This window comes from Roseomonas sp. CCTCC AB2023176 (assembly GCF_042259275.1).
Lineage (GTDB): Bacteria > Pseudomonadota > Alphaproteobacteria > Acetobacterales > Acetobacteraceae > Roseomonas.
On the sequence record NZ_CP170086.1, the window covers coordinates 5,075,541 to 5,097,019 of the forward strand.

The 21,479-nt window shown below is 71.6% G+C and carries 20 protein-coding genes and 1 pseudogene; 10 read left to right on the top strand and 11 right to left on the bottom strand.

Translation table 11 applies throughout. The features are described 5' to 3' along the window. The first annotated feature begins 53 nt into the window (after positions 1-53). Positions 54-917 carry an ion transporter gene (locus tag ACE7GA_RS25455; RefSeq protein ID WP_376093399.1) on the top strand — a complete coding sequence of 288 codons (864 nt, stop codon included), beginning with the start codon at positions 54-56 and terminating at the stop codon, positions 915-917. Beyond that, complete coding sequence (locus tag ACE7GA_RS25460) at positions 914-1,645, top strand: class I SAM-dependent methyltransferase (RefSeq protein WP_376093402.1); 732 nt, start codon at positions 914-916, stop codon at positions 1,643-1,645. The genes ACE7GA_RS25455 and ACE7GA_RS25460 overlap by 4 nt, the downstream gene beginning before the upstream one ends. Positions 1,646-1,753: 108 nt before the next feature. Here ACE7GA_RS25460 and ACE7GA_RS25465 read toward each other — a convergent pair whose 3' ends face one another. Continuing rightward, on the bottom strand, positions 1,754-2,815 hold the full coding sequence (locus tag ACE7GA_RS25465; RefSeq protein WP_376093405.1) for an acyltransferase family protein: 1,062 nt from the start codon (positions 2,813-2,815) through the stop codon (positions 1,754-1,756). 113 nt (positions 2,816-2,928) lie between these two features. Between ACE7GA_RS25465 and gpmI the strand changes: the two genes are divergently transcribed. The 6 genes from gpmI (at position 2,929) to ACE7GA_RS25495 (ending at position 10,150) form a co-directional block, all read left to right on the top strand. Then, complete coding sequence (gene gpmI, locus ACE7GA_RS25470) at positions 2,929-4,449, top strand: 2,3-bisphosphoglycerate-independent phosphoglycerate mutase (RefSeq protein WP_376093408.1); 1,521 nt, start codon at positions 2,929-2,931, stop codon at positions 4,447-4,449. 13 nt (positions 4,450-4,462) lie between these two features. Then, positions 4,463-5,473, top strand: coding sequence for a type I pantothenate kinase (gene coaA, locus ACE7GA_RS25475; RefSeq protein ID WP_376093411.1), 1,011 nt, complete (start codon positions 4,463-4,465; stop codon positions 5,471-5,473). Between the two features lie 23 nt (positions 5,474-5,496). Next, positions 5,497-6,822 (top strand): murein hydrolase activator EnvC family protein, encoded by a 1,326-nt coding sequence (locus ACE7GA_RS25480; protein ID WP_376093414.1) that lies wholly within the window; start codon positions 5,497-5,499, stop codon positions 6,820-6,822. A 154-nt stretch (positions 6,823-6,976) separates the two neighbouring features. Beyond that, positions 6,977-8,377 carry a S41 family peptidase gene (locus ACE7GA_RS25485; RefSeq protein WP_376093417.1) on the top strand — a complete coding sequence of 467 codons (1,401 nt, stop codon included), beginning with the start codon at positions 6,977-6,979 and terminating at the stop codon, positions 8,375-8,377. Positions 8,378-8,724: 347 nt separating this feature from the next. Further along, entirely contained in the window at positions 8,725-9,597 is an 873-nt protein-coding gene (locus ACE7GA_RS25490) for a divergent polysaccharide deacetylase family protein (RefSeq protein WP_376093420.1), read from the top strand. Between the two features lie 67 nt (positions 9,598-9,664). Beyond that, positions 9,665-10,150 carry an RNA pyrophosphohydrolase gene (locus tag ACE7GA_RS25495; protein WP_376093423.1) on the top strand — a complete coding sequence of 162 codons (486 nt, stop codon included), beginning with the start codon at positions 9,665-9,667 and terminating at the stop codon, positions 10,148-10,150. Between the two features lie 7 nt (positions 10,151-10,157). Here ACE7GA_RS25495 and ACE7GA_RS25500 read toward each other — a convergent pair whose 3' ends face one another. The 7 genes from ACE7GA_RS25500 to atpH form a co-directional block, all read right to left on the bottom strand. Continuing rightward, complete coding sequence (locus tag ACE7GA_RS25500) at positions 10,158-11,309, bottom strand: endo-1,4-beta-xylanase (RefSeq protein WP_376093426.1); 1,152 nt, start codon at positions 11,307-11,309, stop codon at positions 10,158-10,160. A 2-nt stretch (positions 11,310-11,311) separates the two neighbouring features. After that, entirely contained in the window at positions 11,312-12,172 is an 861-nt protein-coding gene (locus ACE7GA_RS25505) for a ferritin-like domain-containing protein (protein WP_376093429.1), read from the bottom strand. A gap of 236 nt (positions 12,173-12,408) precedes the next feature. Beyond that, on the bottom strand, positions 12,409-12,822 hold the full coding sequence (atpC, locus tag ACE7GA_RS25510; protein WP_376093432.1) for an ATP synthase F1 subunit epsilon: 414 nt from the start codon (positions 12,820-12,822) through the stop codon (positions 12,409-12,411). A gap of 4 nt (positions 12,823-12,826) precedes the next feature. Then, a complete protein-coding gene (atpD, locus tag ACE7GA_RS25515; protein WP_376093435.1) occupies positions 12,827-14,257 on the bottom strand; it encodes a F0F1 ATP synthase subunit beta in 1,431 nt (476 codons plus the stop codon). A gap of 68 nt (positions 14,258-14,325) precedes the next feature. Next, a complete protein-coding gene (locus ACE7GA_RS25520) occupies positions 14,326-15,207 on the bottom strand; it encodes a F0F1 ATP synthase subunit gamma (protein ID WP_376093438.1) in 882 nt (293 codons plus the stop codon). A gap of 25 nt (positions 15,208-15,232) precedes the next feature. Continuing rightward, positions 15,233-16,765, bottom strand: coding sequence for a F0F1 ATP synthase subunit alpha (gene atpA, locus ACE7GA_RS25525; RefSeq protein ID WP_376093441.1), 1,533 nt, complete (start codon positions 16,763-16,765; stop codon positions 15,233-15,235). Between the two features lie 2 nt (positions 16,766-16,767). Further along, on the bottom strand, positions 16,768-17,397 hold the full coding sequence (gene atpH / locus ACE7GA_RS25530) for an ATP synthase F1 subunit delta (protein ID WP_376100528.1): 630 nt from the start codon (positions 17,395-17,397) through the stop codon (positions 16,768-16,770). A 247-nt stretch (positions 17,398-17,644) separates the two neighbouring features. Between atpH and ACE7GA_RS25535 the strand changes: the two genes are divergently transcribed. Next, the gene (locus ACE7GA_RS25535) at positions 17,645-17,896 is read left to right on the top strand and encodes a hypothetical protein (protein ID WP_376093444.1); all 252 of its coding nucleotides are present in this window, start codon (positions 17,645-17,647) and stop codon (positions 17,894-17,896) included. On the opposite strand, the gene ACE7GA_RS25540 is transcribed toward ACE7GA_RS25535, so the two are convergent. From ACE7GA_RS25540 to ACE7GA_RS25550, 3 genes and pseudogenes are all read right to left on the bottom strand, one after another. Beyond that, positions 17,893-18,084 carry a hypothetical protein gene (locus tag ACE7GA_RS25540; RefSeq protein ID WP_376093447.1) on the bottom strand — a complete coding sequence of 64 codons (192 nt, stop codon included), beginning with the start codon at positions 18,082-18,084 and terminating at the stop codon, positions 17,893-17,895. The genes ACE7GA_RS25535 and ACE7GA_RS25540 overlap by 4 nt on opposite strands. 7 nt (positions 18,085-18,091) lie before the next feature. Continuing rightward, the gene (locus ACE7GA_RS25545) at positions 18,092-18,373 is read right to left on the bottom strand and encodes a DUF29 family protein (protein WP_376093450.1); all 282 of its coding nucleotides are present in this window, start codon (positions 18,371-18,373) and stop codon (positions 18,092-18,094) included. Between the two features lie 35 nt (positions 18,374-18,408). After that, positions 18,409-20,600 (bottom strand): annotated as a pseudogene (locus ACE7GA_RS25550) (primosomal protein N'). Between the two features lie 153 nt (positions 20,601-20,753). Here ACE7GA_RS25550 and fsa point away from each other — a divergent pair. After that, positions 20,754-21,410 (top strand): fructose-6-phosphate aldolase, encoded by a 657-nt coding sequence (fsa, locus tag ACE7GA_RS25555; protein WP_376093453.1) that lies wholly within the window; start codon positions 20,754-20,756, stop codon positions 21,408-21,410. The last annotated feature ends 69 nt before the right edge of the window (positions 21,411-21,479 follow it).

Sequence of the window (21,479 nt, forward strand, 5' to 3'; positions counted from 1 at the left end):
TTGCGGGCCGGGCCGCGGCTTGGCATCCGTCCCCGCCTCCCGGGACCACGGACATGCAGGAAGCCCTGACCGCCACCGACGCGGGCGACGACCTCCGCGCCCGCACCGCGCGCCTCGTCGCCTCCGCGCCCTTCCAGAAGGTCGTGACGGCGCTGATCCTCCTCAACGCCGTCACCCTCGGGCTCGAGACCTCGGACACGGTGATGGAACGCTGGGGCGGGGCGCTGCACGCGGTGGATCACGCACTCCTGCTGGTCTTCACGGCGGAACTGGCGCTACGCGCCTACGCGTTCCGCGCCCGCTTCCTGCGCGACCCCTGGGGCATCTTCGACATCATCGTCGTCGGCATCGCCTGGATGCCGGCCTCCGGCGAGCTCTCCGTCCTCCGCGCGCTGCGCGTGCTGCGCGTCCTCCGACTCGCCTCCGTCCTCCCGTCGCTGCGCAACGTCGTCGAAGCCATGCTCGCGGCCCTGCCGGGCATGGGCAGCATCGTCGCACTCATGTTCCTCATCTTCTATGTCTTCGCGGTGATGGGCACGAAGCTCTACGGCGACCTGATGCCCGAGCAGTTCGGCAGCCTCGGCGCGGCGCTGCTGACGCTGTTCCAGCTCATGACGCTCGACGACTGGGCCAACATCGTGAAGCCCGCGGCCGAGGCGAACGGCCTCGCCTACCTCTACTTCCTGCCCTTCATCCTCATCGCGACCTTCGTCGTCCTCAACCTTTTCATCGGCGTGATCGTGGAGAGCATCCAGACGCTGCGCGAGCAGAAGGAGAGCGCCGATGCGCGCGCCGCCACGGCGATCACCGACGCCGCGCGGTCCGAAGCCCATGCCGACAGCCAGGTCCTGCTGACCGAGATGCGCGCGCTCCGGGCCGAGATCGCCGCGCTCCGCGCGGAGAAGGTACCATCATGAACGCACCCCACCCCGTCCTCCAGCACCGCTACGGCAGCGCCGAGGCGCGGGAGGGCTTCGTCAAGTCGCTCTTCGACGAGACGGCGCCGCATTACGACCGGATCGACCGCATCTTCTCCCTCGGCAGCGGGCCCTGGTACCGGCGGCGGGCCCTGGCGCAGGCCGGGCTGCGCCGCGGCATGCAGGTCCTGGACGTCGCGGTCGGGACGGGGCTGGTCGCGCGGGAGGCGGTGAGGATCGTCGGCGACCCGACGCTCGTCACCGGCCTCGACCCCTCCGACGGCATGCTCGCCGAGGCGCGGCGCCACCTGCCGGACGTGCGGCTGCTGAAGGGCCGGGCGGAGGAGATCCCGCTGCCCGACGCCTCGGTGGACTTCGTCTCCATGGGCTACGCGCTGCGCCACGTCGCCGACCTCGGCGCCGCCTTCCGGGAGTACCGGCGCGTGCTGCGCCCCGGCGGGACCGTCCTGCTGCTGGAGATCGGCGTGCCGGAGCGCGGCGCCGCGCGCGCCGTCGCGCGGACCTACATGGGCGGCGTGATCCCGACGCTCTGCTGGCTCGCGGCGCCGAAGGGCCGTTCGAGCGAACTCATGCGCTACTACTGGGAGACGATCGAGGCCTGCGTCCCGGCGGACGCAATCCTCTCCGCGCTTCGGGAATCGGGCTTCCGGGACGTTGGCCTCGCCACCGACCTCGGCGTTTTCCGGGCCTACACCGCGCGCGCCTGAGCCGGACGGGATCCGGTTCCCGCCCGGCGCCGCCCGCGGCCGCGCGCCGCTCACCTGCCGTGGGAACGATCGGGCCGTCCGAGCCCGTCGCGCCGCGTGCAGCGGCCCCTAAGGCCGGGACGCGACGGCCGCGAGCGACGGCGTCCGCGATGCGCCGGGCATCTTGAGGTGCATCGCGTGCCGCAACGGCTTCTCGATCAGCCGGTAGACCGCGATCGAGACCGCGACCGAGGTGGCGACCCCCGCCAGCACGAACCCCACGAGCGCCACGAATCCGTCGCCCGGCGCGATGCGGCCCCACACCACCGCGACCGCCGGAAGCACCATCACGTGCGACAGGTAGAGCGCGTAGGACGCCTCCCCCAGCAGCGATCCGAAGGCGTTCCGCGGCACCCGCCGCGCCCGTTCCAGGCCCAGCGCCCCGGCCACGACGGCGACCGCGGGCAGGCCGGCGTGGAGCACCCGCGGGACGTCGCCCGCGGAGAGCGCGCTGAACGGCAAAGCAAGGAGACCCAGGACCAGGAGCGCGCCCGACAGGGCCGGCCCGGGCAGCCGCCGCGCCAGGTGAAGCCGTCCCAGCGCCATGCCCGCCCAGAACTCCAGCACGATGCCCGAGCCATGGAACCGCAGCAGCGTCCCAGCCGCCGGCAAGGCGTGCGCCGCGACGACGAGGGTGCCGAGGACGGCGCCGACCGCCCAGAACCGCACCCGCTCCGGCAACGTGAGGGCGAGGCCGAAGACGGCGTAGAAGAACATCTCGTGGTTCAGCGTCCAGCCGGGTACCAGGATCGGCAGGGCCTCGCCCAGGACCGGATGCGGCCAGGCGATGAACAGGTAGGACGCGAGGACGTGCGCCGGATCGAACCGCGCGGTCCGGACCAGGCCGGGCAGCAGCAGCGCGGCCGCCACCATCGCCGTCGTCATGATCCAGTAGAGCGGGACGATTCGGATGATCCGGCGCAGCCAGAACTCCGCCGGCCGGATGCCGGTGCCGGCGGTCGTCACATACATGATCACGCCGCTGATGACGAAGAAGATGTCCACCCCGGCCTGGAGCCCGTCCCCCCAGCCCGCGGGCAGGCCCAGACGCGTCAACTGGTTGCCGGCGTGGAACACGACGATCATCAGCGCCGCGATCGCGCGGAGGTATTGGATCGAGAGGATCTGCATCCAGGCTACGCCGTTTCGGTCCCGGCAATCGAGACCGTTGCGCCCCCGTGGTCAAGCGACGGTTCCGCTCCCGCGCATTCCCGGCTAATCCGCGCCGTCCCGCGGAGGTCCGGATGCCCCAGCCCAAGCCCGTCATGCTCGTGATCCTGGACGGCTGGGGCTGGCGGGAGGAGGTGGCGGACAATGCCGTGCGGCAGGCGCGGACGCCGACCTTCGACGACCTCTGGGCGACCTGCCCGCACGCCTTCCTCCGCACCTCCGGCCACGACGTGGGCCTGCCCGACGGGCAGATGGGCAATTCGGAGGTCGGGCACCTGAACATCGGCGCGGGTCGCGTCGTGATGCAGGACCTGCCGCGCATCGGCAACGCGATCGCCGACGGCACGCTGGAAGGGCTGCCGCCGGTGGTCGCACTGGGTCACCACCTCCACGCCACGGGCGGGACGCTGCACCTGATGGGGCTGCTCTCGCCGGGCGGTGTGCACGCGCACCAGGACCACGCACTGGCGCTGGCGCGCATCTTCGCGATGAAGGGCATCCCCGTCGCGATCCATGCCTGGACCGACGGCCGCGACACCCCGCCCCGCGACAGCGCGAGGACCCTGCCCGCCTTCGAGGCGCAATTGCCCGCCGGCGCGCGCATCGCGTCGGTGACGGGCCGCTACTTCGCGATGGACCGCGACCACCGGTGGGAGCGCGTGTCGAAGGCGTGGAACGTGATGGTACAGGCGGAGGGTGAGCGCGCCACGGGCGCAGGGGCCGCGATCCAGGCCGCGCACGCCTCCGACGTGACCGACGAGTTCATCCCGGCCACCGTCATTGCTGACTACGCCGGCATGAAGGACGGCGACGCCGTCCTGTCCTTCAATTTCCGCGCGGACCGCGTGCGCCAGATCATGGCTGCCCTGCTCGACCCGCATTTCGACGGTTTCTCCCGTCCCCGCATGCCGTCGTTCTGCGACGCCGTCGCGATGACCGAATACGCCGAAGCCCTGAACCCCTACCTCCGCGCGATCTTCCCACCGCATAGCATGGCCGACCTCCTCGGCCCCGTCGTCGCCCGCGCCGGCATGACGCAGCTTCGCATGGCCGAGACGGAGAAGTACCCGCACGTCACCTACTTCCTGAATGGCGGCGAGGAGACGCCGAACCCCGGCGAGGACCGGGTCATGGTCCCCTCCCCCAAGGTCGCGACCTACGACCTGCAGCCCGAGATGTCGGCGCCCGAACTGGCGGAGAAGGCGGAGGCCGCGATCCGCTCCGCGAAGTACGACCTCATCATCCTGAACTTCGCCAATGCCGACATGGTCGGCCACACCGGCTCGCTCCCCGCCGCGATCAAGGCCTGCGAGGCGGCGGATGCGGGCCTCGGCCGCATCGTCCGCGCGATCCGCGACACGGGCGGCGCGCTGCTGGTCACGGCGGACCACGGCAATGCCGAACTCATGCGCGACCCCGTCACGGGCGGTCCGCACACCGCGCACACCACGAGCCCCGTGCCGGTCATGCTGCTCGGCGGCCCTGCCGACGCACCGATCCATGACGGGCGTCTCGCGGACCTGGCGCCGACCCTCCTCGCCCTCCTCGGCCTCCCGCAGCCCGCGGCGATGACGGGGCGGAGCCTCGTCGGCTGACGTGCTTCCCGGGATGAGAACTTCCACGAGCAAGCGCCCCACGGCGCGCGAGGCCGGCAACGCCGCCGTCCCGGCCGGCGACCCGACGGAGTCCCTCTCGCCCTTCCTGACCTTCCCCCGCCACGCCTGGGCGCGTCTGCGGGACGGGATGCCGATGGCGCTGACCGAGGCGGAGATCCCCCGCCTCCGCACCCTCGGCGACCGCCTGGACCTGTCGGGGGTGGAGGAAGTGTACCTCCCCCTCTCGCGCCTTCTGGCCATGCACGTCGAGGCCGCGCAGGGCCTGTTCCGCGCGCGGCGCCGCTTCCTCGGCGGTGACGAGGACCGGGTGCCTTTCGTCATCGGCATCGGCGGCTCCGTCGCAGTCGGGAAGTCCACCACGGCCCGCGTACTCCAGGCCCTGCTCGCCCGCTGGCCCCGCACGCCGCGCGTCGCGCTGGTGACGACGGACGGGTTCCTGCGCCCCAACGCCGAACTCGAACGGCGCGGCCTGATGCGCCGCAAGGGCTTCCCCGAGAGCTACGACGTCCAGGCCCTTCTGCGATTCCTCTCCGACGTGAAGGCGGGCGTGCACCCGGTCCGCGCGCCGGTGTATTCGCACCTGACCTACGACGTGATCCCCGGTGACTCGGTGACCGTGGACGCGCCGGACATCCTTATCCTGGAGGGGGTGAACGTCCTGCACGCCGGCGCCCCGCCGCGAGACGGGCGGACCGTGCCCTTCGTCTCGGACTTCCTCGACTTCTCCGTCTACCTCGACGCGCCGGAGGAGGCGCTGCGGCGCTGGTACCTCGACCGCTTCCTGGCGCTGCGCGACACGGCCTTCCGCGATCCCCGGTCCTACTTCCACCGCTACGCGCGCCTGTCCGACGCGGACGCGCTGGCGACGGCGACCGGGCTGTGGGAGGACATCAACCTCGTGAACCTGCGGGAGAACATCCTGCCGACCCGCGGCCGCGCCGACCTCATCCTTCGCAAGGGCGAGGACCATCGGGTCGAGGAGATCGCCCTGCGTCGGCTGTAGGGGAGAAGGGAGGGGGACAGGCGATGCCGCATCGTACCGCCCTACCCTTCGCGCTCCCCCTCGCCCTCTGGGCGGCCCTCGCCGCCGTGCCCCTCGCCGCCCAGCCGGACCGCGGCGCGTTGCGCGAGGCGGAGGGCGAGGCCGGCGCCGCCCGCACCGCCCTTGGCGCCGCGGCGCGGGAGGCGCGGGAGGCCGAGGCCCGGGAACGCGCCCTCTCCGCCCGCCGCGCCGAACTGGGCCGCCGCGCCGTGGCCGCCGAGGAAGCGCTGGCCGCCGCCGAGGAACGGCTGGACGCCGCCGAGCGAGCCCGCGATGCCGCGGAGGCCGAGGCGAAGCGCCGCGCGGAGGCCATCGCACCCCTCATCCCGGCCATGCGTCGCCTGAACCTCTGGCCGGCAGAGACCTTGCTGGCCGTCCCCGCCCCGCCCGAGGAAGCGCTGCGCGGCGCCCTCGTCCTCCGCGGCCTCGCCCGGCGCCTGGCCGAGGAGGCCGCCGAGTACCGCCGCCTCCGCGCCGAGGCCGACCGCACGGCCCGGGCGGCCGGAGAGGAACGGGCCCGGCTCACCACCGCACGCGCCGCCGCGCGCGACGCCAGCGCGGCGGTGGAAGCAGCCCTCGCCGAGGCGCGCGAACGCCGGCAGGAAACCCGCGACGCGGAGGCCGAGGCCACCCGCCGCGCCGCCGCGGCCGCCGCGGGCGCCCGCGATCTCCGCGCCGCCGTCGAACGGCTGGAACGCGAGGCCACGGCCCGCGAGGCCCGCGAGCGCGCCGAGGCGGACCGCAGGGCGCGCGAGCGTGCCGAAGCGGAAGCCCGCCGGGACGCCGAGGCACGCCGCGAGGCGTCCCGCCGCCCCGACCCCGACCCGCCACGCCCCGCCCGTCCGGAGTTCTCCCGCCCCGAACCCTCCCGCCCCGAACCCTCCCGCCCCGAACCCTCCCGCCCGGCCGAAATTGCCTCGGCCCCCGTCATCCCCGGGCCGATCCACCGCGGCGCCCCCGTGGCCGGCGTGATCCAGCGTGAGTTCGGAACCGGCGGCTCGACCGGCCAGTCCTGGTCCGCCGCCCCCGGTGCCCGCGTTGTCTCGCCGTGTTCCGGGCGCATCGTCTTCGCCGGACCCTTCCGGTCCTACGGGCGGATGTTGATTGTGGACTGCGGCGGCGGATACCATTTCGTCTTGGCCGGGCTCGACCGCCTGGACGGGGAGCCGGGCCAGCGCGTCGGGGCCGGCGAAGCGGTCGGGACGGTCGGTGGGGGCAGGGACGGCGAAGGCGGGCGCGGTGCGCTCTACGTCGAACTTCGCCGGGCGGGCCAGGCCGTGGACCCCCGGGGCTGGGCCGCCCGTGGATGAGAGGCCGGGGGTGACACCCGGCGGGGCGACACTTTGTTAAGCGTCCGGGCAGGGCTGCCGGACGTATAAGCGGCAAGAGGCACCGCCGCACGGGACGTGACACGCCGCGGAGCACCGGCGGCGCAAGGGGACTGAGCGTATGGCGGACCAGCCGATGACGACGACCGAGCCGAAGCGGCCCACGCGGAAGTGGCGCACCTACGGCGCCGTCGCGGCCGCCTTCGCGGCGGGCATCACCGTGGGCCCCGTGGTCGCCGCCTGGGCGCAGGAAGGCTCGCGCGCCGAGACCTATCGGCTGCTCAACCTCTTCGGCGACGTCTTCGAGCGCGTGCGCGCCGAATACGTGGAGCCCGTGAACGACCGCGACGTCATCGAGAACGCGATCAACGGGATGCTCCAGGGGCTCGACCCCCATTCTTCCTACATGAACCTGCGCAACTTCCGCGACATGCAGGTGCAGACGCGCGGCGAGTTCGGCGGCCTCGGCATCGAGGTGTCGCAGGAGAACGGCTACGTGAAGGTCATCTCGCCGATCGACGAGACGCCGGCCTCGCGCGCCGGCGTGAAGCCCGGCGACCTCATCACGCACATCAACAACACCTCGACCCAGGGCCTGACGCTCCAGGAAGCGGTGGAGCAGATGCGCGGCGAGCGCGGCACGCGGATCAACCTGACGATCCGCCGCGAGGGCACGCCGGCGCCGATCGAAGTATCCCTGACACGCGAGGTCATCCGCCCGCAGGTCGTGCGTTTCCGCATGGAGCCGGGCGACATCGGCTACGTCCGCCTCACCTCCTTCAACGAGCAGACCGAGGCCGGCCTGCGCCGCGCCGTCAGCACGCTGCGGCAGCAGGCGCGCGACGGGCTGAAGGGCCTCGTCCTCGACCTCCGCAACAATCCGGGCGGGCTGCTGGACCAGGCCATCCAGGTCTCCGACGACTTCCTCGAGCAGGGCGAGATCGTTTCCACCCGCGCACGGCGGCAGGAAGACGCGCAGCGCTGGAACGCGCGGGCCGGCGACCTCGTCTCCGGCGTGCCGGTCGTCGTGCTCATCAACGCCGGCTCCGCCTCGGCCTCCGAGATCGTGGCGGGCGCGCTGCAGGACCACCGCCGCGCCATCGTCATGGGCGTGAAGTCCTTCGGGAAGGGCTCGGTGCAGACCGTGATGCCGCTGCCCGGCAACGGCGCGATCCGCCTGACGACGGCCCGCTACTACACGCCGTCGGGTCGCTCCATCCAGGCGACCGGGATCGAGCCGGACATCGAGGTGCTCGCGCAGCGCGAGGAGCAGCAGACCGAGGCGACGCGCCGCCGCGACCGCGAGGCCGACCTGCGCCACTCCCTCCGCAACGAGGGCGCGGGCAACCGCGGCGCGGCCCCGCTCCCGCCGCTGAACCTGCCCGCCGGCGTGGCGGAGCGGGTGCAGCGCGTCCCGGCCGAGGGCGCCGCCGCCTTCGACCCGACGAAGCCCGAGACCGACCACCAGCTGCAGCAGGCGACGTCGCTGCTGCGCAACATCGCGGCTGCCGGCCCCCAGCGCCGCGCCAGCCGCTGACGGCGCGGCCGCAACGCCCCGCGGGGCCGTCATGATGGCGGTCCCCGCACGGACGGCGCCGTGAAGGCGCTGCGCGTCTTCTGGATCCTCGTGACCCTCGCGCTCCTCGGCGGCGCGGGGTGGCTGCACGTGCTCGGCCCGCCGGAACAGCGGACGGCGATGATGGCCCCGCCGCCACCCCTGCCCGCTGCCGCGCCGGGGGGCCCGGAGGCCGCGTACCGGCCGCGGCCACGCCGCAACCGCCAGCCGCTCCCGCATCGGTCGCCCCCGCACCGGCCGAGGCGGATCAGGTCGCGCCGGCTGGACCGATCCGGCCGGTCTCCATCCCCCCGCCAGAGCGGGTCGCCGTGCCCGCCGTGCAACAGGCCGCCGTGCCGACGGCGCCCGACCCACCGCCCCTCCCCCGTCTGGCCGCACCTGCGGCGGCCAACGCAGAGCGGCCGATTCCACCGCCCGATCCTGCCCTGCTGGAATCCTCACCTCACGGCCCCGTGCCCCGGGTCGGGCCGGAGGGCCGCACCTCCATCCGCGCCTATGCCCGCGCCTTCGACCGGTCGGATACGCGACCGCGGATCGCACTCGTCGTCGGCAATCTCGGCCTCTCCGCCTCGCTGTCGGAGGAGGCGATCCGCCGCCTACCGCCCGCGACGACCCTCGCCTTCTCCCCCTACGCTTTCCGGCCCGGGAGTCTGTTGGAGCAGGCCCGTGCCCGGGGCATGGAGGTGCTGACCGCCCTCCCCCTCGAACCCGCCGGCTACCCGCTGAACGACCCGGGCGAGCGCGGCCTGCTGACCGGCGCCATGCCCGCCGAGAACGCCGACCGCCTCCTCTGGGTCCTCGCCCGCATCCAGGGCCAGGTCGGGGCCATCGGCGCCCTCGGGCCCATGCGTGGGGAACGCTTCGCGGCCGTGCCCGACCTGCTGAACGGCCTGCAGGATTCGCTGCGCGCCCGCGGCCTCCTGTATCTCGACCCTCGCCCCGGGGCCGCTCCACCCGCCCGGTCCTTCGGCCGGACCGTGGACATCGTCGTGGACGAGCCCGCGACACGCGGGGAGATCGAACGCCGCCTCGCCGAACTGGAGCGCCTGGCGCGGGAGCGGGGAGCGCCGGCGTGCTCGGCCTTGCCAGCGATCCGGCTCCGGTCCTCGTGGACCGCGTCATCGCCTGGGCCGCGGGACTCGAGGAGCGCGGAGTCGTCCTCGCCCCCATCACCGCCCTGATCCGCCGTGGGGAGGAAGTGCCGCGGTGACGCTTCGCAGCCGGCTGCGATCGGCGTAGCACCCGCGCATGAGCGACCTGCCCTATCGCCCCAATGTCGGCGGCGTGCTGTTCAACCGCGCAGGGCACGTCCTCGTCGCCCGCCGGGCCGACATGCCGAACGCCGAAGGCGCCGCCGGCGGCTGGCAGCTCCCGCAAGGTGGCGTGGACGAGGGCGAGGACCCCCGTGCCGCCATCTGCCGGGAGATGCGGGAGGAGATCGGCACCGACCGCTTCACCATCCTCGCCGAGCACGGGGAATGGCTGACCTATGACTTCCCGCAGGGCCTTGGCATCGCGATCGCCCGCCGCTACCGCGGGCAGAAGCAGCGCTGGTTCGCGCTGGGGTTCGAGGGCGAGGACGCCGACATCCGCCTGGACGCCGATGCGCACCAGGAATTCGACGCCTGGCGTTGGGCGGAGCTGTCCGAACTGCCGTCGCTCGCCGTCGCGTTCAAGCGCCCGATCTACGAGCGACTGGCCCGCGACTTCGTCCGCTTCGCCGTGGCGCGCTGACGCGCGGCTACCGGAACCACCCGTCGGGGTCCGGCGCCTCGCCGCGGAAGGCCCGGGCCATGGCGCGCCACATCTGCTTGCGGTTGTACTCCCAGTCCAGCGGAAGGCCGCGATGGTGCCGGTCGTCGCCGCGGCGCACGTCCTTGTCGGTGACGGTCCAGGAATACTTGTCGACCAACCCCCAGGTGATGAAGCTCCGCACCCCCGCGTCGATCGCGGCGGACACGAAGGCATGGGCGCGTTCCGCGACGAGGCGGTCGCGGCGGGGATAGTCGTCCTCGATCTGCCGCCCTTCCCGGATATCCAGTTCGGTCACGAGCACGGCGACGCCTTCCGCCCGAAGCGCGCGGACGAAGGTACCGAACAGCGACGGGTTGAACGGCTTGTCCATCTGCAGGTGCGCCTGCAGCCCGACGGCATCCACCGGCACCCGCGCGCGGATCAGACGGCGCACCAGCGCCAGCAGGCGGCGCCGCTTCTCCTCGGCCGCTGGCGTATCCTCCTCCACCCCGTAGTCGTTCAGCGTCAGGCGCAGCGTCGGGTCCACGCGCCGCGCGATCCGGAACGCCGTGTCCACGTAGGTCGGGCCGAGCGCGCGGAGCCAGGGCGTGTCGCGCATCTCGCCCGGGGTGGTCTGCGGCACGTCGCTGCCGGGCGGGTTCGCCACGGCCTCGTTCACCACGTCCCAGTCGCGGATCACCGCGCGGGTCTGCGTCAGCACCGCCGCGATATGCGCCTCCAGCAGCGCTTCCGCACGCCCCCGCCCTTCCCCGAGCGCCGACGTCAGCCAATCCGGCATCGCGTTGTGCCAGACGAGGCAGTGGCCGCGCGTCGCGCGTCCCCGGGCGCGGCCCCACTGCACCACGGCGTCCAGCCCGCGGAAGTCGAACTGCCCCTCGACGGGCTGCACCGCCGCCCACTTGCCCTCGTATTCCGGGACGAGGAGGCCGGCCTCCCGCTCATAGGCCTGGGCGTAGAGGGGATCGGAGGCGAGGAGGTCAGCCTGCACTGCCGCTCCGAAGGTACAGCCGCGTTCCCGCGCGATCTGCCAGAGGCCGGGCGGCGGGTTCCTCGCGGCATCGCCGGGCTGCGCGCGCGCGCCACAGCCTGCGACCGAGGCGCCCGCCGCGGCGAGCAGGGCGCGGCGGCCGGCGCGCACCGTCAGGCCGCGGCTGCGCGCGGCGGACGGTTCTCGTTCGCGCCGAGGGCCAGCACCTGACGGTAGCGGTCCCGGCGCCATTGCAGGAAGCGCCAAGCCGCCTTCGCCGAGAGTTCCGACAGCCGCCCGCGCGGCTCAAGCCCGATGGACTTGAAGATCATACCCATCCCGCGCTCGAGGTGCCGGTAGCGGTAGAAGTCCATGGCGCGGCCCATGTAGCCGGCGATGCAGCGGTCGTGGTCGTAAGGCGTGTCGGGCGACTCGTTGCCGCAGTGGAAGGCGAAGGCCAGTTCGTCGTCCTCGCTTTCCCCGATGCGGCCCATCGCGACACGGAGGCGCTTGGCGAAGGACAGCTCCTCTCGCGCCAAGTACCGCTTCATGTGGTCGTAGAACAGCTTGAAGTGCCTGTACTCGTCCGCCGCGATCAGGCGGCAGACCTCCTTCAGCGCCGGCTCCTCGGAGCCCTCGCCGAGCGCGGTATAGTAGGAGGAGGTGCCCGTCTCGACCATGCAGCGCGCGATGAGTTCCCCGGTGCGGGAGCCGCGGATGGACGCATCCGCCTTCGTGTTCACGCTGTAGCCGGCGCGGTACCGTGCGAACGCTGCGTCGAAGGACCAGGTGGGATCAGCAAGCTCGGCCCAGCGGCCCAGCGCGTCGCCGTGCTGTACCTCTTCCACCGCCCAGTTGTCGGCGGCCTGTCGGAAGTCCGGGTCGTCCGCGAAGACGCCGTTGAGGTAGAGCGCGTAATCCGTCCCGTTCTTCTCGACCATCGCCGCCGCCTTCACGAGCGGCACGACCTCCGGGTTCACCTTGGCCGCGTCGAAGCGGTGCCAGGCGATCTGGTCGATGTGCCAGTGCTTCACCGGGCGAACCCTCCCTGGGGTGGAGTCGGTCGGGCTGTCATCATCCCCATGTGCCGACGGGCAAGGGGGGCTTTCAAGCCCCGACACAACCGTCGCGGGTCATGCCGATGGCGTACTGCGTCACGTCGTGGCGGCGGGGCCACGCCGGCCGGGACGGAGAGCCCCGGCCGGAATGGAGAAGGGCGCGCGCGGTCATCCCGCCCGCGCCCTGGAAAGGTTCAGGTCAATACCGGCGCTCAGGCCGCGCCGGCCGCCTGCACCATCGCGCGCGCCGCGGCGACGCGGGCCATCGCCGCTTCCGTCGCCGCCGGCGTGGGTTCGGAGAGGCCGTTCAGCGCCGCCTCGGCCTCCGCCAGTCGCCGCTCCGCCTCGGCCCGCGACAGGTCGGCGACCGGGGTCGCCTCCTCCGCCAATACGGTCACGCGGGTCGGCGTCACCTCGGCGAAGCCGCCCATGACGAAGAGCCGCTCGGTCTCCTGCCCATTCTCCCGCACCCGGATCACGCCACCACGCAGGGCGACGATCATCGGCGAGTGTCCGGGCAGCACGCCCATCTCGCCCTCCGCCGCCGGGATGGTCGCCATCTCGACGGGGCGGGAGAGGATCAGCTTCTCCGGGCTCACCAGCTCAAGGTCGAAGGTCCCGGCCATGAGATCAGGCCGCAACCTTCAGCGTCTCGGCCTTCTTCACCGCGTCCTCGATCGTGCCGACCATGTAGAAGGCGGCCTCGGGGAGGTGGTCGTACTCGCCCGCGACGATGCCCGCGAAGGAGCGGATCGTGTCCTCGAGCTTCACGAAGACGCCCGGGGTGCCCGTGAAGACCTCCGCCACGTGGAAGGGCTGGGAGAGGAAGCGCTGGATCTTGCGTGCGCGCGCGACGACCAGCTTGTCCTCCTCGGACAGCTCATCCATGCCCAGGATGGCGATGATGTCCTGCAGCGACTTGTAGGTCTGCAGGATGCGCTGCGTCTCGCGCGCGACGCGGTAGTGTTCTTCACCCACGATCCGCGGGTCGAGGCCGCGTGACGTGGAGTCGAGCGGGTCCACCGCGGGGAAGATCGCCTGTTCCGCGATGGAGCGCGACAGAACCGTCGTCGCATCGAGGTGCGCGAAGGACGTCGCCGGCGCCGGGTCGGTCAGGTCATCCGCGGGCACGTAGATCGCCTGCACCGAGGTGATCGAGCCCTTCTTGGTGGACGTGATCCGCTCCTGCAGCGCGCCCATGTCGGTTGCGAGGGTCGGCTGGTAGCCCACCGCGGAGGGAATACGACCGAGCAGCGCCGACACCTCGGCGCCCGCCTGCGTGAAGCGGAAGATGTTGTCGATGAAGAAGAGCACGTCCTGGCCCTGCTCGTCGCGGAAGTATTCGGCCATCGAGAGGCCGGACAGCGCGACGCGCGCGCGGGCGCCCGGCGGCTCGTTCATCTGGCCGTAGACCAGTGCGACCTTGGAGCCTTCGGTCGAGCCGTTCTCGCCGAGCTTGATGACGCCCGCATCGATCATCTCGTGGTAGAGGTCGTTGCCCTCGCGCGTGCGCTCACCGACGCCTGCGAAGACCGACACGCCGCCATGGCCCTTGGCGATGTTGTTGATCAGCTCCTGGATCGTGACGGTCTTGCCGACGCCGGCGCCACCGAAGAGGCCGATCTTGCCGCCCTTCAGGTAGGGCGCGAGAAGGTCGATGACCTTGATGCCGGTGACCAGCACCTCGGCCGCCGTCGCCTGCTCCTCGAAGGAAGGGGCGGCGCGGTGGATCGTGTAGCTCTTTTCCGTGGGCACGGGCCCGCGCTCGTCGATCGGCTCGCCGATGACGTTGAGGATGCGGCCCAGCGTGCCCTCACCCACGGGCACGGAAATGCCGGCGCCCGTGTCCACCACCTGGTTCCCGCGGACGAGGCCGTCGGTCGTGTCCATGGCGATCGTGCGGACGGTCCGCTCGCCGAGGTGCTGCGCGACCTCGAGGACGAGCTTGCGCCCGTCGATGTCGGTCGTCAGCGCGTTGAGGATGTTCGGCAGCTCCGACGGGAACTGCACGTCCACGACGGCCCCAAGGACCTGCGTGACGGTGCCGACGTTGTTCTTCATCTTGCGTCGCTCCTAGATCGTTGGGTGATGCGATTAACGCGCCGCGCCTTCGGCGCTCTGCGATCGCATCACACGGCCTCGGCACCGGAGATGATCTCGATCAGCTCCTTGGTGATGTTGGCCTGTCGCGTGCGGTTATAGTTCAGCGTGAGCCGGTTGATCATGTCGCCGGCATTGCGCGTGGCGTTGTCCATCGCCGTCATCTGCGAGCCATAGAACCCCGCAAGGGATTCCAGCAGCGCGCGGTAGACCTGCACGGACAGGTTCTTCGGCAGCAGCTGCGCGAGGATCTCCTCCTCGCCCGGCTCGTATTCATAGAGGGCCTGCGTGCCCGCGGCCGCCGTGTCGTTCGCCGGCAGCAGCGCGGGGATCAGCTGCTGCTCGCTCGGTACCTGCGAGATGACGGAGCGGAACCGGTTGTAGGTCAGCGTGCAGACGTCGAACTCGCCGTCCTCCAGCATCTGCGTGATCCGGCCCGCGACCTCGTCCGCCTGCGCGTAGCCGATCCGCTTGACCGTCTGGTAGGAGTACTCGGCAACGATCCGCGACGCGAATTCCCGCCGCAGGAAGGCCGAGGCCTTGCGCCCGACGGTCATGACCTTGACCGTCTTGCCCTCGGCCTCAAGCGCCCGGATGCGGGTGCGCGCCAAGCGGCCGACATTCGTGTTGAACGGCCCGGCCAGCCCGCGCTCCGCCGCCACGACGACCAGGAGGTGGACCTGGTTCCTGCCCGTCCCAACCAGTAACCGCGGCGCGTCGGGCGAACCCACCACCGCCGAGCCGAGGGAGGCGAGGATCCGCTCCATCCGCTCCGCATAGGGCCGCGCCGCCTCGGCCTGCGCCTGGGCACGACGCAGCTTCGCGGCCGCGACCATCTTCATCGCCTGCGTGATCTTCCGCGTGGACTTCACGGAATTGATCCGACCGCGCAGGTCCTTCAGGCTCGGCATCGCTTCGCTCCCGTCCCCTCCGCGATCAGGCGAAGGACTTGGCGAAGGCGTCGAGGAAGGCGATGAGCTTCTTCTCGCTGTCCCCGCTGATCGCGCCCTCGGTCCGGATCGCGTTGACGAGGTCGGGCTGCGACACCTTGATCTCGCCGAGCATCCGACGCTCGAACTCGCCGACCTTGTTGACCGGCAGCTTGTCCAGGTAGCCGCGCGTGCCCGCGAAGAGCGAAAGCACCTGCTCCTCCACCGGCACGGGCTGGAACTGCGGCTGCTTCAGCAGCTCCGTCAGCCGCGCGCCGCGCGCTAGCAGCGCCTGCGTGGACGCGTCGAGGTCGGACGCGAACTGCGCGAAGGCCGCCATCTCGCGGTACTGCGCGAGCTCCAGCTTGATCTTGCCGGCGACCTGCTTCATCGCCTTGATCTGCGCCGCCGAGCCAACGCGGGACACGGACAGGCCGACGTTCACGGCGGGGCGGATGCCCTTGAAGAACAGTTCGGTCTCCAGGAAGATCTGCCCGTCCGTGATCGAGATGACGTTCGTCGGGATATAGGCCGACACGTCACCCGCCTGCGTCTCGATGACCGGCAGCGCCGTCAGCGAGCCCGCGCCCTGCTCGTCGTTCATCTTCGCCGCGCGCTCGAGCAGGCGGGAGTGCAGGTAGAATACGTCGCCCGGGTACGCCTCGCGTCCCGGCGGGCGCCGCAGCAGCAGCGACATCTGACGGTAGGCGACGGCCTGCTTCGACAGGTCGTCGTAGAAGATAACGGCGTGCATGCCGTTGTCGCGGAAGAACTCGCCCATCGTGCAGCCCGTATAGGGCGCAAGGAACTGCATCGGCGCCGGATCGGACGCGGTGGCCGCGACGACGATGGAGTATTCCATCGCCCCGTTCTCCTCCAGCGTGCGGACCAGCTGGGCCACCGTGGAGCGCTTCTGCCCGATCGCGACGTAGATGCAGTAGAGCTTCTTCTTCTCGTCGCCCGATGCGTTCACCGGCTTCTGGTTGATGATCGTGTCGATGATCACCGCCGTCTTGCCGGTCTGGCGGTCGCCGATCACCAGCTCGCGCTGGCCGCGGCCGATCGGGATCAGGGCGTCGATCGCCTTGATGCCCGTCTGCATCGGCTCGTGCACGGACTTGCGGGGGATGATGCCCGGCGCCTTCACCTCGACGCGCATGCGCGAGACGTCGGTCAGCGGCCCCTTGCCGTCGATCGGGTTGCCGAGCCCGTCCACGACGCGGCCGAGCAGCCCGCGGCCGACCGGCACGTCCACGATCGTCCCTGTGCGGGAAACCGTGTCGCCTTCCTTGATCATCTTGTCGTCGCCGAAGATGACGACGCCGACGTTGTCGCTCTCAAGGTTCAGCGCCATGCCGCGGACGCCGGCGGAGGGGAACTCCACCATCTCGCCGGCCATGACGTTCTGCAGGCCGTAGCAGCGGGCGATGCCGTCGCCGACGGTCAGCACGGTGCCCACTTCGGCGACGTTCGCCTCCGTGTCGAAGCCCGCGATCTGCTGCTTCAGGATGTCCGAAATCTCGGCGGGACGGATGTCCATAATCAGGCAGCCCCCTTCATGGCGTAGGACAGGCGTTGGAGCCTGGACTTGATGGATGTGTCGTAGAGGCGCGAGCCGAGCCGGATCACGATGCCGCCCAGGATGGACGGGTCCACGTGCTCGATCAGCCGCGTATTGGAGTAGCCGGCCTCGGTCAGCCGCGCCGCGATCTGCGCGCGCTGCGTTCCCGAGAGCGGGTGGGCGGTGGTCACCTCGGCCGTCTGCTGTCCGCGCTGCTCCGCCAGCAGCGCCCCGAAGGACGAGACGACGGCCGGCAGCAGCCCCAGGCGCCGGTTGGTAATGAGAACGCCGACGAGGTTCCGGACGTCCCCGCCGATGCCGGCGCGCTCCATCACGGCAAAGGCGCCGCGGCGCTGCGCCCCCGCGTCCAGGCGCGGGTCGGCGACGAAGGCGCGGAAGCCCGGGTCCTCGGCATAGAGACGGCCCAGCCCCTCCAGTTCCGAGGCGATGCCATCGACGTTCCGCCGGTCTTTCGCGAGGTCGAGGAGGGCGGCGGCGTAGCGGCCCGCCGCGCCACCCTGGTTTCCCTGGCCCTGGTTCCCCCGGCCCTGGTTGCCCCCGCCAGTCGTCTGACCGGCGGATGCGTTCGCGGCGGCTGCGTCGGAGGCCACTGGCAATCCCGTCCGAGGGTTGGATTCGAGAGGACCTGCGCGCCACGCGGCGCGGCGGAAGCCCTTGCGGCACAAGGGAACTCCCCCGCTCCGCGGCGCGCGCGCCTTAACACGCGGTCATGCGGCGCCGCAATGGGGGCAGCGCGACGCAACGCGACCTGAGGCGGCGTTGGAACCCCAGCCCCCTCTCGCGCGCTTAGCCCGTGAAGTCGGGGCCGTCGGCCTCCGAGCACGAGAGGACACCGCCGTGGACACGAACCGGACCGACCAGAAGCGGGACCCCGAGACGGGCGATTGGATCTCCGATCTCAAGCCCGGCGCGTCCCAGGAGGCGAAGCAGGACAAGCGATCCGAGGATTCCTTCCCCGCCTCCGACCCCGCGGTGAAGACCGGCGTCACCGGCTTCGTGCCCGTCCCGGACGAGACGGAAGCCGCCGTCGAGGGCTCCGCCGAGGCCACCGCCCGCGACGCGCGGGAAGACCTGCCCCGGCAGGGTTAGACGGCGGTCCCCGGGCCCTCTGCGATACGGGCGATCAAGTCGTCCGGACCGAAATCCGGATCGTAAAGGTCGTCCGTCGTCAGGCAGACCCGCTCCGGCAAGGGCCGGGGCGGACGTCGTACGTCGAGTTGCAGCACGACACGTCGAGCATCGGCGTACTCGCGCATCGGGTCGATGTGCTGCGCCATCCCCGGTTCAGCCCGCCGACGAGCGCGCGCCAGGAGGGTCGTCGCCTCGTTGCGGCACTTCCGTGCCGCCATGTGATCCGGCCACCCATAGGCCTTCAGGGCGTGTTCGATGGCGCGCGTAGAGGGAGAGGACAGCTTGGAGTTCCGACTTCCCCACGCTCTCAACCTCTTCGATCACATTGTCCCAGTCGAGGTCGTTCACCTGCTCCCCGTCCCGCAGGCGGCGCAGGCGTTCTGCCTGGGAGGCGGACCAGGCCATGATGTCGCGGTGGTATCGGTCGTCCGGCATGGCCGCCGAGATCTAGGACGGAACCGAACACCCGGTCAGAGGAAACTCACGGGGTCCACGTCCACCTGAACCCGCACGGCGTTCGGCACTTCCACCCGCGATAGCCAGTCCCGCAGCAGCGGCTGCACCGCCACGTCCCGCCGCGCCTTCAGCAGCAACCGCCGCCGGTGCCGGCCCCGCAGCATCGCCAACGGCGCCGGCGCCGGCCCCAAGACCTGCACCCCTTCCCCCCCGGCGACGCCAGGCCGAGGTCGCGCGCCACGCGGTCCGCCGCCCGCTCATCCTCCGACGACACGATCAGCGCGGCCAGCCGCCCGAAAGGCGGCCATGCGCCGGGCCGGCGCGCCTCCGCCTCCGCGGCCATGAAAGAGTCCAGGTCGCCGGAGACCAGCGCCTGCATCACTGGATGATCCGGGTTCCAGGATTGCAGCATAACCGTACCCGGGCTTTCCGCTCGCCCCGCCCGGCCCGCGACCTGGTGCAGCAACTGTACCGTCCGCTCCGCTGCCCGCAGGTCGCCCCCCGCCAGCCCGAGATCGGCATCCACCACGCCCACCAGGGTCAGGTGCGGGAAGTGCCAGCCCTTCGCGACGATCTGCGTGCCGATGATGAGGTCCACCTCGCGCTCCGCGATCATCCGTGCCGCCTCCCCCGCCGCCGCTGGCCCCGCGATGGTGTCGGAGGCCATGACGAGCCGCCGCGCGTCGGGGAACAGCTGTGCCGCCTCCTCCTGCACCCGCTCGACGCCCGGGCCGATGGTGGTGAGGTTCCCTTCCGTGTTGCACGCCGGGCAGAACTGCGGGATCGGCTCGACATGGCCGCAATGGTGGCATTGCAGGCGCCGCTGCGCCCGGTGCTCCACCAGCCAGGCCGTGCAGTTCGGGCAGCGGATGCGGTGGCCGCAAGTCCGGCACAGCGTCATCGGCGCGTAGCCCCGGCGGTTGAGGAAAAGCATCGCCTGCTCCCCCCGCGCGAGCGTCGCGGTCACCGCCTCGATCAGCGGCGGCGCCAGGAAGCGCCCGCGCTCAGGCGGTACCTTCCGCAGGTCCAGGATCTCGACGTCAGGCAGCCCCGCGGAGCCGTGCCGCTGCGCGAGACGGTGGACGGAATACCGCCCCGTCTCCGCATTCGTCAGCGATTCCAGGCTCGGCGTCGCAGAGACCAGCACGATCGCCGCCTCGTTCATCCGCGCCCGCACCACCGCCATGTCGCGGGCGTGGTAGATGACGCCGTCCTCCTGCTTGAAGGCGGTCTCGTGTTCCTCGTCCACCACGATCAGGCCGAGGTCCGGGAAGGGCAGGAACAGCGCGGACCGCGCGCCCACCAGCACCTGTACGTCCCCTTCCGCGACCGCGCGCCAGGTGTCCCGCCGGCGCCGGCCAGACAGTTCGGAATGCCACAGAGCCGGCGCGCAGCCGAACCGCGCCTTGAACCGGTCGAGCCATTGCGCGGAGAGCGCGATCTCCGGCAGCAGGACCAGCGCCTGCCGTCCCTGCCGCAGGCACTCCGCGACCGCGTCCAGGTACACTTCCGTCTTGCCCGATCCCGTGACGCCCGAGAGCAACGTCACGCCGAAGACGCGCTTCGAAACGGAATCGCGCAACGCCGCCGCCGCATCCTCCTGATCCCCGCCCAGAACCGGCCCCGGATGGTCCGGATCGGGCCGCGCGAAGGCGGCGGCACGCGGCAGCAGCGCCGGCTCGATCAGCCCGTTATCGGCCATCCCCCGCAGAACGCCGGTCGAGACCTCCGCCTCGTCCGCGATCTCCATGCCCGCCCGGACCTCGCCGGGCTTCATGACGTCGAGCACGCGGCGCCGCTGCGCCGTCATGCGATATCCCGGCGCCCCGTTCGCCGCGGCTTCGCCCGCCGCCGATAGCCGCCACCCTGCCTGCTGACCCGGCGGCTCCAGCGCGGAGGGCACGCTCATCGCCATCCGCAGCACCGCCCCGGGCGGGGACAGCGTGTAGGCCGAGACCCATTCGACGAAGCGTCGCAGCCCCGGCTGCATCGGCGGCGCCATGACCGTCTGCAGCACGTCCTTCATCCGCCCCTCGGCGAGGCTCGGGTCGGGTTCGCCGTCCCAGACCACCCCGTACATCTCCCGCCCGCCGAGCGGCACGACGACGAAGGTCCCGGGCTCCGGCAACGGCGTGCCGTTGGGGATGCGATAGTCGTAGGCCCCGCCCCCAGCCGTATCGAGCGGGAGGGGCAGCAGCACCCGCACGCGACGCGACGGCGGCCCGGCCGGCTTGCCGCGCTTCTTGCCCTTCGCGGTCGCCTTCGGCGCGGGCACCAGCTCGCCGAACAACCCGCTATCAAGGGTTGCCCCGGTTTCCCCCATCGCTATTGATCCGCTGGAATCACGGGATGCCCCGCCATGAAGTTCTTCGTCGACACCGCCGACGTGTCTGACATCCGCTCGCTCGCCGAGACCGGCCTGCTGGACGGCGTCACCACCAACCCCAGCCTCATCGCCAAGGCCGGCCGCCCGATGGTCGAGGTCGTGAAGGAAATCTGCGACATCACGCCGGGCCCGGTCTCCGCGGAAGTGACCGCGACGGACTACGACGGCATGATGCGGGAGGGGGAGTACCTCGGGCGGATCGCCCCCAACGTCGTCATCAAGCTGCCGCTGACCGAGGCGGGGCTGCGAGCATGCAAACATATGGTGAACAACGGGGTCATGGTCAACGTGACCCTCTGCTTCTCCGCTGCCCAGGCCCTGCTCGCGGCCAAGGCGGGGGCGACCTTCATCTCTCCCTTCGTCGGCAGGCTGGACGACATCGGACAGGACGGGATGAAGCTCATCGCCGACACGGTGCAGATCTACCGGAACTACCCCGCCCTGAAGACCGAAGTCCTCGTCGCTTCGATCCGCCATCCCATCCACCTGATCGAGGCCGCGAAGATGGGCGCCCACGTCGCGACCATCCCGCCGGCGGTCATCCGCACCCTCTACAAGCACCCGCTGACCGACCGCGGGCTGGAGTCCTTCCTGGCGGACTGGAAGAAGACGGGTCAGTCCATCCTCTGACCTTCGTCACGAGGCTGTCCCGCCGCTGCCGCTTGTGGCGCGGCGGGCCCCTCCCCCACACTGCCCCTG